The sequence below is a fragment of the uncultured Capnocytophaga sp. genome (genome assembly GCF_937936315.1).
In the GTDB taxonomy this organism is placed as follows: domain Bacteria; phylum Bacteroidota; class Bacteroidia; order Flavobacteriales; family Flavobacteriaceae; genus Capnocytophaga.
In genome coordinates this window covers 44,488-57,055 of sequence record NZ_CALGWU010000057.1, presented here as the reverse complement: position 1 = coordinate 57,055, position 12,568 = coordinate 44,488, and the positions used below count along the sequence as shown (strand labels likewise).

Genomic DNA, 12,568 nt, shown 5'->3' with positions numbered 1-12,568 from the left:
TGTATGACAATGAAAAAAATATATAAAAAAATAGGACTTTTATTATCACTCGTTACATTATTTACAGCTTGTGATTTAGACCGTGAACCTTATGATGGGATAGAATCAGAGAAACTTTTCTCTACTGTTGAAGGAGCTCAAACCGCCTTAAAAGGTGTGTATACAAGTTTCCAAAATTATGGCTACTATCACAATAGCGGAGGGCTTTTTATATGCCCAGATATCCTTTCGGATAATCTTACCTATAACTTTAAAGGTAGAGGAACTTTTCGTACCTTGTATGAAATGCGCTACAATAAAACCGAGAATGGCTATAATATCTATAAAAGAGGCTACCTTCTTGTAAGTAGAGCCAACAACATTTTGGATAATCTCGATAACCTAAAACAGGCTACCGATGCTGTAAAAAATGCTATAAAAGGAGAAGCCTTAGCTCTTAGAGCTATTGGTCATTTTGATGTAGCACGCGTATATTGCAAAATCCCTACACAGTCAGCAGATGCTAAACAAAGTATGGGAATAGCTTATTTGAAAAGTTTTGACCCAGAAGGTAAACCTCGCCGTTATGGAACTACGGTGGATAATACCTATAAGGAAATTATATCCGATTTAGAAACTGCTCTTACCCTAATGGATGATAGCAAAAAGAACGGACAACTAAATAAAACAGCAGTTCAAGCTATTCTTTCAAGAGTGTATCTCTATTATGGAAACTATCAGAAAGCTAAAGAACACGCTGATGCAGCAATAGCTGATGGTTCATTTAATATTGCTCCTCGTGACCAGTTTGCTAATGTATGGAAAGATACTTATACTAAAAATGTACTTTTCCGTATTCTTTTCACTGAAAAAGAGAGAATACAAATAGGTTCTGCTTATGGTCAAAAAACAAGTGGACAAAATAAAGCTGAATTTGTTTGTTCGTACGATTTGTACCAATTGTATCAGAATACAGATATCCGCAAATCAACTACTATTTCTACTGATCCTTATGATTCTGGACTATATAACACCGTTTCTAAATATATAGGTAGAGATGGAGGAGCTGCCAATGTAGTAGATGGTAAATACATCCGATTGGAAGAAGTTTATTTAACAAGAGCAGAAGCAAATTACAGATTAGGAAATGCATCCCAAGCCTTAGCCGACCTTGATGCGGTGAGATCACAACGCTATTCAAGTTTTACAAGCGGTAATGAAACAGGTACAGCATTGTTAGACGCAATACTTTTGGAGCGTCGTTTAGAATTAGCATTTGAAGGAGATCGTTTCTTTACTTTAAAAAGACTTGGACTTCCTATACAACGAAATGCTACTAAAGGAGCTCTCGCTGATGGTACAGGTACCCCTCCAGCAGCAGGTTGGGTAACTCTTCCTGCAGGTGATTATCGTTGGCAATTGCCTATCCCTGAAGATGCGTTTAGCTCAAACCCAAGTCTTACATCTCAAGACCAAAATTCTGGTTATTAATAACAAATCAATATAAAAAACTAAAAAGGCTATCCGGAAACAAATGGATAGCCTTTTTTATAAATTGTTGTTTATAAATATTTGCGTTATCTTTGCCCCCTTGAAGATAAGAAAAATGAAATTTTTGAAATACACTTTTTGGCTACTTTGGAAGTCTTGGTTTTATGTACTTGTAGCCTCTATTATACTGATACTGTTACCTTTATTGCTCGTCCTTACTGCTCATAAAAGGTGCTATCGCGCCTTGTACTGGGTGATGCGACACCTCTGGGCAACACCTATCCTCTATGCAATGGGCTTTTTCCCTAAAGTGAAACGCGAATATACAATACCTAATGATCATCATAGTTATATGTTGGTTGCCAATCATTACAGTATGATGGATATTATGCTAATGTTGTATTGCAGTAAAAATCCATTTGTGTTTGTAGGAAAGAAAGAACTCTCTAAACTGCCTTTGTTTGGTTATTTCTACAAGCGTGTGGCAATAATGGTGGATAGAAAGAGTCCGCAGAGTAGGAGAGAGGTCTACACCCAAGCTATGGAGCGCATAAAAGCAGGTTTGAGTATCTGTATTTTTCCTGAAGGAGGCGTCCCCGATGATGAGAGTATTGTACTTGATAGTTTTAAGGACGGAGCTTTTCGCATTGCTATACAGTGCCAAATCCCCATAGTGCCAATGGTGTTCTACGACACTAAAAAACGCTTTCCTTTCCGCTTTTTTGCGGGCAGTATAGGCACAATGCGAGTGGATGTACTACCGCCTATTTCTACCCAAGGCAAAACTCTTGACGATAAAGACGCTTTGCGAGAAGAAGTGCGTTCTCTTATTTTACAACGACTTATCGTTGCATAAGTCGGGCGACATATTTACCAATTACATCGAATTCTAAATTTACAATGCTACCTATTTGTAAATGTTGTAGATTGGTATGCGCTAAAGTATAAGGGATTACTGCTACACTAAAACTATCACGAGTGGCATCGACTACAGTGAGGCTTACACCATTCACAGTGATAGAGCCTTTTTCTATTACTACATTACCCGTAGAAGGGTCGTACTCAAAAGTAAAGCGGGTGCTACCGGCTTCCTCTTGGATGGCACTACAAGTGCCTGTTTGGTCGATGTGACCTTGTACGATATGTCCGTCTAAGCGGGTGTTGAGGAGCATACCACGCTCTAAGTTTACTGCATCGCCTACTTGCAAACTGCCTAAGTGGGTTTTGGCAAGGGTTTCGGCAATAGCGGTAACTTGGTATACATCGCCATCGATAGCTACTACGGTGAGGCATACCCCATTGTGGGCAACACTTTGGTCTATTTTTAGTTCATTAGTAAACGAACTTTTCACGTATAAATGCAGATTCGCTTGTTCGCGTTCTATTCGTACGATTTTACCTATTTCTTCTATAATTCCTGTGAACATAATAATCCTCACCCCGTTCCCCTCTCCAAAAGAGAGGGGGACAAATCCATAAAAAGGATTTAAGGGGATAAATAAAAGTTTAACAATGATTTTCTCACGTGAACTCCCCTCCTTTGGTGGGGCAGGGGAGGAAACTAATCCAATTCTCCGGTGAGTTCTGAGAACACTATACTCGCTCTTTTGCCCTCGTATAATACTTTGTAGACGGCATTGAGTATGGGGGTACGGCTTGGTTTTTCTTGATTTTTGTTGATGAGATAGGCGCTTTTGGTGGCGTAATAACCTTCGGCTACCATATTCATTTCAGCCATTGTACTCTTTACGGTATAGCCTTTGCCTATCATCGTGCCGAACATACGATTGCGACTGAAAAGCGAGTAGGCGGTTACGAGTAAATCACCGAGATAAGCGGAGTTGTTGATATTGCGTTTGATTTTGTAAATATGCTTGATATAGCGTCGCATCTCGCGAATGGCGTTGCTCATCAGTACGCTTTGGAAGTTATCGCCATAGCCCAATCCGTGTGCAATACCGGCAGCAAGGGCATAGATATTTTTGAGCATAGCTGCGTACTCAATACCTACCACATCGTCGGATATTTTAGTCTTCACATAATGGCGTTTCATTGCTTCAGCCATAAAGCGTGCTTTTTCCTCGTCCAAACAAGCAATAGTGAGGTACGATAAACGTTCGAGGGCTACCTCTTCGGCGTGACAAGGACCTGCAATGATACCTATCTGTGCATAAGGTACGTGATGTATTTTGTTGAAATACTCACCTACGATGAGTCCGCTTTTAGGTTCAATACCTTTGATAGCAGAAAAAATATTTTTATTAGATAGTGGTTCGGAGAGTTTTTCTAATTCATCACTTAAGAAAGCTGAAGGGATAGAGAAGACGATATAATCGCTAAAAGCTACCGCCTCGTTGATATCGTTAGTGAGGTGTAGCTTGTTGATGTTCAAATGTACATCGCTGAGGTAGTTAGGGTTGTGTTTGGTTGCTTTGATGTGCTCGATAGCTTGTTCATTGCGCATATACCAACACACTTGGTCGATATTGGCAGTAAGGATTTTGACGAGTGCTGTAGCCCAGCTTCCCCCGCCTATTACAGATATTTTGGTTTCCATTTGTTTAGGTGTTAGTTGTTAAATGGATGAGGGCGAATACAGCGTAATTTACTATATCTTGATAGTTAGCTGCAATACCTTCGCTTACGAGTGTTTTGCCTTGGTTATCTTCAATTTGTTTCACGCGTAAGAGTTTTTGGAGGATGATATCGGTGAGAGAACTCACGCGCATTTCACGCCATACTTCGCCATAATCGTGGTTTTTAGCTTCCATTAGGGTGCGAGCTTCTACTACTTTGGCATCGTAGAGGGCTGTAGCTTCCTCCAAACTGAGGTCGGGTTGAGAGGCGATGCCTTTATCTATTTGAATGAGCGCCATTAGAGCATAGTTGATAATGCCTATAAACTCGGTAGTTTCGTCCTCGTCTATTTTGTGTACAGCGTTTTCTTGCAGTCCGCGAATGCGTTGTGCTTTGATGAAAATCTGGTCGGTGAGAGAGGGGAGTCGCAATATACGCCACGCACTGCCATAGTCTTTCATTTTGTTAGTAAAGAGGCTGCGGCATTGTTCAATTACTTTGTTATATTGATCTACAGTATTCATTTTATTTAGGTAAGAGCTAAGAGGTAAGAGATAATGTTTTATTCTATGATTATAGTGTATTTAGGGTCGATATTAGTACGAGGGTCGAATACAAAGTCAAAATAAGCGGCATTGTCTTTTTTTCCTTTTATTTGTTGTTTTACGCGCCCAATTTCTATGTTTTGTTTGTTAAATACTTTTACCATTACGCTACCTTCAAAGTCTTTTTCGAAAATGAGGTAGAGAGAAAGTTTATTGTCGTTACCATTTTCATCACTAACGGTGTGATGACCTAATTTTAAGCCGCGTTGGGTGAGAGTTTCAGAAAGTTTTAGTCTTGAATTACCTGATTTGTCAATGCCTTCTCCTATACCATCGCCGAAAGAACGTGCTGTACTTCCCATAATTTCACCTGCTTTAGTAGCGGTTTTATTAGCGATTTCTTCGGTAGTATTGGCAGCTTCTTTGGCTGCATTAGAAAAGAAACTACAAGAACTAAAAGTTGTAGTTATAGCAAAAAGTGTGATTATTTTTTTCATTATTGTTCTTTTTTGGGCAAAGGTATAAATAATTTGTCAATTAACCAATTTGGTGATTGGAAAAATTAGTCGTCAAACAAACCGAAGTAATTTGATTTGTTTGACGACTAATTATTAATTTCTAACTGCTAATTTCTAATTCCTAATCTTTATTGTGTGAATCTTGTTGTAGCCAGTTTGGGGTTCCCATACTTCTTTATTAGCTAAACGGATACTATATTCAGGGCGAGTGGATAGGCTCTTGTAGGGGTCGGGGAGGTTGAGATAAACGTTGTAGTCTCCTGCGGTAAGATTTTTAGGAAGGGTTATCTCTGCACCTACTTCGGTAGTGCTGCCTGCTGCCCAACGGCGAGGGTCGGTATTTACTTTGAAAATATGTTTTTCGCCAGTTCCTTTTTTTGTGAGGATTATCTGTACATCGCGCGGATTGAAAGGCGCTGCAAAACCTTCATTTTTAATCTTCAATTGCAGTTGTAATTTTCCTCCTACTTTGATATTATCATTAAATTTTCCCTCAGTAAGCACAAAGCGATAACCGAGACGCCTTTTGATATCGTCCATACATTTGTTTTTCCAGAGGTTTAGAATCCCCTCATAATAGTCTTGGTTGAGGTAGCTCCAATGGTAGGTAGCCATATCTTTTAGGGCGTTACTACACTCAGCATAAGAAGAGTAGCCTGATGCTGGACGGCAGGTTTCGCCCCCCATTACTACGTATTGAGTTTCATTGGCTACATAATTGCGATGCTCTTGTATGTGATGATAGGTGCCAGTATCGTCGTCATCGGCGAGGAAACAATCGTTGTGAAAACCTATACGAGATAGGTCGCTACCACTAAAAGCCGTTTGTGCTGTTAGAGCGTTCCCTACGCCTATGTTTTGAGTGTAGAGTTTAGCTTTTGGGTAACGTACACTTACCATTCTATCCTTAGGCAAAATGCTCAATTCTTTGGCTAATACCTTCTTGCGCGGTTCATACGCTTGGGCGTTATCGGCAGGTTTAAAGGTGTAATGATTTGTGTAATACCATTCACCCCATACGCCTACAAATCCAGATTCCCACACAGCTATAATATCAGCATTTTCTTTGATGATAGGGGCTAATTGATTGAGATGTTTTTCTGTCCACTGCCAAGAAGCATCTCCTTTGCCTTTATTGTAGTCGTTCTCATCATACGAATAGGCAAAACGCAACACTACCTTACTACCTCCTTCACGAATGGCACGCATATTATTGCGGATGCGATTGAGATAACTTTCTGAAATAGGTTGTTCACGAAACTCATTCATATAATAGATGGTGAGTACAAGGCTAAGTCCCTCTTTTTCTCTTTTTTCTCTTACCCAATTGGCATTTAATTGCCAGCTATCACTTTTTTGATCTTGGTGAGTTAAAAAACCTCTTTCGGGGTTTAAGAATATGTCATTAGTAGGCTGGTAATTCACTATTTGAGTGAGTTGGGTATTAGGAGGTAAGGGTTGGGTGGTTTGCGATTGGGTGGTAGAAGACTGCGTGCCTTCCCCATTATTAGAGGTGTCTTCTTTGCTTTGACAAGAGATAGACACTGCTAATAAAGCGCATAACGTTAAAAAGCATTTTTTCATATTGTTAAATTTTTAATAAAGTTATCTTTTGTAAGGGCGTTTGCAAAACGCCCTTACATTGGTTATCAAAGCGCTATTATATTTATTACTTTATCTTTACAAAATAAGGTAATCGCTCTAAAGGTACTTTTAGCGTGTACTGTTTGCCTCCTTTGTACTTTTTGCCTTGTTCATCCTGCCAAGTGCCTTTGGGGAGTTTTACTGTGCGAACATCGCTTTCGGTCATTACGGGGGCTACTAAATACTTATCGCCCAGCATATATTGGTCTTTGCAATTAGCAAAACCCTGATGAGGAAAAGCGTACTCCATACTGCGGACAATAGGTTCTCCTGTTTGTGCCGATTTTTTGGCTTCGACTATGATATAGTCACCTAATTGTTCGTGCCATTTGGCGTATTTGATGCAGATAGCCAAATTTTCTTTCGAGAGAATGCGCCAAGGAGCTACTGAGAATTGCATCATAGGCATCATCGAATGTATTTGGCAAGAGCGCACGATGAGCTTCTGATTGAACTTAGTAGGGTCTACATTCAAGAAACTGCCATATTCCCCTCCGCCTATCATATCGGGGCAGGAGAATGCATAACCATTGAGCCCTGCGGCTATCATATCGGGGACTAAACGGGCGACACCACCCCAAGAGTAACTCTTGTCCCCCAAACGCTGTACCAAAGCCTGTCCGCCTAATTTCCAGCAAGCGCGGAACTCGTTGTAAGGGAATTCCAAGCCTAATTTACCCCAGAGATAGGTCTGTTCAGTATCGTAAGATTTTTTGTCGAAAACTTCTACATTTTCTGCCAAATAACGCTCGGGGTCACCGGCATCAAACTTAAATCCATCGATGCCGTATTCTTTTTGTAGGTCTTTGAGCATATTCACAAAGTAAGTAAAGGCTTCGGGATTGCTGAGGTCGTAGCAAGCACTAAGTCCGTTCCACCAATCGAGGATAGCAGGGGTGTCAGCTCCTTTTTTCTTTACTAAATAACCTTTGTCACGCAAAAAACGGTACTCTTGGCTATCGGGTGATACAAATGGACATACCCATACCATCACTTTGAAACCCATTTGGTGGAGCTGGTTTATCATTTCCTTAGGGGTAGGAAACTTATCCGGACGAAATTGCCATACGCCATAGTCTTTTTGCCAGTTGTCATCAATCATTATTACTCCCGTTGGCATTCCGTTATCCAGAATGGCTTTGGCGTAGGCTAAAACGTCCTTTTCATTCTGATTGTAAATAAGTTCTATCCAAGTGTTGTATTGCGGTTTGGTAAAGAACACTTCGGGGGGGATTACCCCAGAAGGCGGAAAGTATTGTTTACTCACTGCCTGATAAGCACTTTTGAGGGTAGTGCCAGCTGTGTGGCAACTCACCTCAGCCCGTGAAGGCGTGATAAGTATCTTTCCTTCTTTAAATTGGTAAGCAAAAGGAGCCTCCGAAGTGATGTAACGCCCTTGATTAGAGTACAGAAAGGGCACCGATTGGTTATTAAAATTCTCGGTGCGCAAGTTGTAAATGCGTTCCGATGGCTGGTAAGGCATCTCTTTGCCTACGCCCGTAAAGCCACCCCACCATTGTTCATTGGGTAGTAGGGTGATTTCAGTGGGCTGTTGTGCGCTCGCCCATAGCGAACTGCACAAAGTAACAAAAGCAAATATTCTTTTCATTAGTCGTTAGTTTTTAGGTGTCAGGTGTTAGGTATCTATTTTACCTCTTATCTCTTACCTGAAATAAATTCTGAGGGTGATACCCCAAATTGTTCTTTAAAAGCTCTTGTGAAATATGACGGACTATCGATTCCTACTTCGTAACACACTTCACTGATAAGTTTATCGGTAGTTTTGAGCAGTTCGGCAGCTTTGTCTAAGCGTATTTTGCGAATGTAGTTCGCCAAGGTAAGCTCGGTAGCTTGTTTGGCAAAGCTGTACAACTTAGTGCGGTTCATGCCGAGTTCAAGGCAGAGGTTATCTACCGAGAAATGTGGGTTTTGCATATTGGTCACTACTAAGTGAGTGAGCTTGTCTAATTGTTCTTGTTGTTTTTTATCAATCACCTTCTGACGGATATTCTCAATAGGAGTGTGCTGTTTGCTCTTGTTGAGCAAGTTGCGCACATTGGTTTTGAGTAGTTTCACATCAAAAGGTTTCGTAAGGTAGGCATCAGCACCTAACTCAATTCCTTCTATTTGCGACTCTATTTGCGATTTTGCAGTGAGCAATATCACAGGGATAAAGCAAGTTTGCAGGTTCTTTTTCAAGATAGCACAGAGCTCAAAGCCATCAATTTTAGGCATCATCACATCCGATATGACCAAATTAGGAAAATGCTGGTTGCACTTCTCAATCGCTTGTTCGCCATCGGAGGCGAGAATGATGTTGTACTCTTTGATAAAGATGTTTTTGAGAATCATCAGTACCTCGTGATTGTCGTCTACTAAAAGCAAGGTAGGTTTATCTTCCTGAGGTAAATTTACAATTTCATCTTCTTCATCGTTTAGATGCTCATACTCAACGGCATAGTCCGATAAGTATTCTTTTAGCTGAAAAGCACTGTCCTGCAATTTCTGTTCGGGCAATAAGTAACTATCGTCCATAGGGAAAGTGATGATCACTTCGGTACCTACATTAGGCTTACTGCTAATGATAATCCCGCCGCGATGCGCTTCAACTAATGATTTTACCAAAGAAAGTCCGATGCCTGAGCCCACTCTTTTCTGCCCTTGTCCCTCTACACGGTGAAAACGTTCAAAGATTTCGGGCAAGGCTTCTTTTTCAAGTCCTACCCCCTCGTCTTCTACTTTCACGATGAGTTGTTTGCCAGCTAAGGTGCGTGTAGTGTTCTCAAAAGTATTCTTGTAGAGCGGTGTAACTTCGTTTAAGTTACCCACTGATACTGATAGCTTTATAGTGCTGTTCGCATTGGAGTACTTAATGGCATTGGAGAGAATATTAGAAAGAATCTTACTAAAATATTTCTCGTCTAACCACAACTTCACTTCTTGTTCAGGCAGTGTTAATTGCAGTGTTATCGCCACTTGGTTTGCCCACTCCTTAAACTCGTTGTAGATGGATTGTACATAGCTATTTACTGAAATGTAATTAGCCTTCAACTGAGGGGTGTATACATCCATACGGTGTATTTCAAGGAGTTCGTTCACCATATTGCTGAGCTTACCCGTATTGCGTTTGAGAGTATGTACATACTTATTGGTAGGCATTTCCTCTTCCATTTCGGTTACTGCGTGGCTCATAAGGGTAAGAGGAGTGCGGAACTCGTGAGAAACATCAGTAAAGAACTGCATTTTCATTTGCATAAGTTCTTCTTTATGGCGTTCTTTTTCCTCTTGTACAGCTATGGTATGCTTCATTTGTGTCCATCGCAAAAAGTAACGAAATCCTATAAATAGCAATGAAACTAAAATGATTGCGTACAACAAATACGCCCACCACGTGAGCCAAAAAGGCGGTTTAGACACCACTATAAGTTCGGTTTGCGCTCCGCTCCACTGTTGCCAATCGCCTACCTCCACTAATAGTTTATACGTGCCATAAGGCAGCTTTTGATAGGTAGCGTGAGGTACTTCGGTATTTGCAGCGATATAGTGCCAATCGGTGTCGTAATCTTCGAGTTTGTAGCGATAACGCAGGTGCTGAGGCGCTTTGTAGGAAAGTGTTGTAAAATAAACTGAAAAGTTGTTGTTAGGATAGCCTATAGTCAGAGTGTTAGTAAACTCTATAGCCGAATTGACAACCTTCCCATTATTCTCAAACCTACTAAAATGTGCTTTCAGTTTAGCTGATACAGGTATTTGCGCTTGTGGTTTGAAATAGTTAAAGCCGTGAGAGCCTCCAAAGTACAAATTCCCTTCAGCATCTTTGCAAGAGGAAGCTGTACCAAAACTATGTCCTTGCAAGCCATCGCTATTGTTGAAAGCTGCAAAACGTTTTAGCTTTGTATCAAAGAAACTCAAATAGAAACCTCCACACCACACATTGCCAAAAGCATCTACTTCTACACTTTCGATATCATTAGAGGTAGCCCCTTCATCTATGCCGTAATGTTCGGCAGTATAGGAGGGAGTTCCGTTGGCGTTATCGGTGAAGATAACCTTGTTGAGCCCGCTGCCCATAGTGCCTATCCAATAAGTATCTTTGTCTTTATCAATTGCCCAAAGATAATTGCTACTGAGGCTGTGAGAGGTTTGAGTATCGGCAGCGTATTTGAGCACACGCACTACTTCACCTTTGGCATTAAGTTGCAATCTGTTTAATCCCATTGCTGAGGTTATCACCAATTCATTTTTGGCTTTATCCACATATATTTTGTGTAGCTTGTTAGTAGATAACCTACGAGGTTCGGGGGTTGCTTCGGTAAAGACATAGATATTTTGCCATTGCCCATTTCGCTCCTCAAAGCATTCTAAACCAGAATAGGTGGTAATCCACAAACGTTGAAAGGAATCGAGTTTGATATCAAAAATATAATCTTTACACTGCGGTTGAAAAGAACTGATGATGCGTCTACTCTGTTTATCAATCACAAATACACGTTCGCGAACCGATACGTACAAATGTGCTTTATCGCTCTGAATACTCGTGACGTTAGGTGAAAGTTCGGGAGCATTGCAATAAGGTTCTTCTAATTGTTGTTTGCGGGTATCAAAACGAATAACCCCTCCAAACTTATTGCCTATATACACATAACCATCGGGGGCGTAGTGCATTGTACTCACAAATTCCGACCCTACTTTACTTTGGGGTTTTATCCATACTGTTTTGAAGAACGCATCGCGTGTGCTGCTGTAGGATACGCCATTAGACCAAGCTGATACCCACAAATTGCTATCCTTGTCTAAGAACACACTATTGATATGATTACTTGCTGAATACGGATTGGAAGGTGAATGGCTATGTGTTTTTAGCAGGTTGAGCGTGTTTTTATCTAACTGAAAGATACTCTCTTCATTCACTACCCACACGTATTGGCTACCCACATCCAGTGAAAGCAGATGTTCATTTAAAGCAAATTCTTTTTTAGCAACTATAGTATAGGTGTTGTTAGAATTACAAGCGTATTTCACCAAACTATCACGGTAAATCACCCATAAATAACCATCGGTATAGAGCATCTTTACGATACCCGAACCTATGTTGTTCACCTTTTCGGGTAGGGCTTTTAGTGTGCCTTTTTCAGGAACGTAAGCCGATAACCAAGGAAAACCTGAAAGCCACACTTCTCCTTTCTCGCTCACCGCTATTTGTGGATTGAGTTGCGAAGTAGTGAGTTGTGAGACAGAGCCAATAGGCAATGTTTTCAGCGTAAGTACCTTCTCGTGTTGATTCCACACTACCTTAGCACGCCTAATTTGGTTTTCACTCAAAAGCCAAAGTTCATTGTTTGTGCCTTTTTGTAAGAGTTTTACTTTGGTATAGAAAGCCAAATCAAGAGGGTCGTCTATTTTGAAATTGACAAACTGTTTGAGGTGTATATCAAAGCAAGCAACTCCTGCTTCGGTAGCTACCCAAAGGTAACGCCCCATAGGTTGCAAGCTGTACATACGGTTGTAGTACACCGAGTTGATAGGGTCTTTTTCATACTTATAGGCATCAAGTGAATAGCCATCAAAACGGTTGAGACCGCGATGCGTGCCTAACCAAATAAAGCCCAACGAATCCTGAGCAATGCAAGTAACGTTGTCGTGTAACAAGCCTTCATTGCGCGTAAGATGGTGGAAAAGGAAAGTTTCTTGTGCTTGTAGTCTCACCATCAAACTTTCTGTGAAAGAGAGAGAAAAGAAAAAATGCCACAGTAGCAGGATTCGCAAGAGCTTTATCAATCTATTCATTTGTCAGTTTCATTTTTCATTTAGAGC

General features: G+C 40.7%; 9 protein-coding genes. 2 read left to right on the top strand and 7 right to left on the bottom strand.

What is annotated here, in order from left to right:
- The first annotated feature begins 9 nt into the window (after positions 1–9).
- Positions 10–1,470, top strand: coding sequence for a RagB/SusD family nutrient uptake outer membrane protein (locus tag Q0162_RS11250; protein WP_297891745.1), 1,461 nt, complete (start codon positions 10–12; stop codon positions 1,468–1,470).
- Between the two features lie 115 nt (positions 1,471–1,585).
- On the top strand, positions 1,586–2,326 hold the full coding sequence (locus Q0162_RS11245) for a 1-acyl-sn-glycerol-3-phosphate acyltransferase (RefSeq protein WP_297891743.1): 741 nt from the start codon (positions 1,586–1,588) through the stop codon (positions 2,324–2,326).
- On the opposite strand, the gene Q0162_RS11240 is transcribed toward Q0162_RS11245, so the two are convergent.
- The 7 genes from Q0162_RS11240 to Q0162_RS11210 all read right to left on the bottom strand — a co-directional run bounded on the left by Q0162_RS11240 (position 2,313) and on the right by Q0162_RS11210 (position 12,541).
- Entirely contained in the window at positions 2,313–2,897 is a 585-nt protein-coding gene (locus tag Q0162_RS11240; RefSeq protein WP_096089295.1) for a riboflavin synthase, read from the bottom strand. The two genes, Q0162_RS11245 and Q0162_RS11240, sit on opposite strands and share 14 nt — an antisense overlap.
- 134 nt (positions 2,898–3,031) lie before the next feature.
- The gene (locus Q0162_RS11235; RefSeq protein WP_002680531.1) at positions 3,032–4,027 is read right to left on the bottom strand and encodes an NAD(P)H-dependent glycerol-3-phosphate dehydrogenase; all 996 of its coding nucleotides are present in this window, start codon (positions 4,025–4,027) and stop codon (positions 3,032–3,034) included.
- 4 nt (positions 4,028–4,031) lie between these two features.
- A complete protein-coding gene (locus Q0162_RS11230) occupies positions 4,032–4,571 on the bottom strand; it encodes a DUF1599 domain-containing protein (protein WP_297891736.1) in 540 nt (179 codons plus the stop codon).
- A gap of 38 nt (positions 4,572–4,609) precedes the next feature.
- The gene (locus Q0162_RS11225) at positions 4,610–5,089 is read right to left on the bottom strand and encodes a hypothetical protein (RefSeq protein WP_297891733.1); all 480 of its coding nucleotides are present in this window, start codon (positions 5,087–5,089) and stop codon (positions 4,610–4,612) included.
- A 135-nt stretch (positions 5,090–5,224) separates the two neighbouring features.
- Positions 5,225–6,694 (bottom strand): DUF4832 domain-containing protein, encoded by a 1,470-nt coding sequence (locus Q0162_RS11220; RefSeq protein WP_297891730.1) that lies wholly within the window; start codon positions 6,692–6,694, stop codon positions 5,225–5,227.
- A gap of 85 nt (positions 6,695–6,779) precedes the next feature.
- Complete coding sequence (locus Q0162_RS11215; protein ID WP_297891727.1) at positions 6,780–8,363, bottom strand: glycoside hydrolase family 31 protein; 1,584 nt, start codon at positions 8,361–8,363, stop codon at positions 6,780–6,782.
- Positions 8,364–8,410: 47 nt separating this feature from the next.
- Entirely contained in the window at positions 8,411–12,541 is a 4,131-nt protein-coding gene (locus Q0162_RS11210; protein ID WP_297891724.1) for a response regulator, read from the bottom strand.
- Positions 12,542–12,568 lie beyond the last annotated feature (27 nt).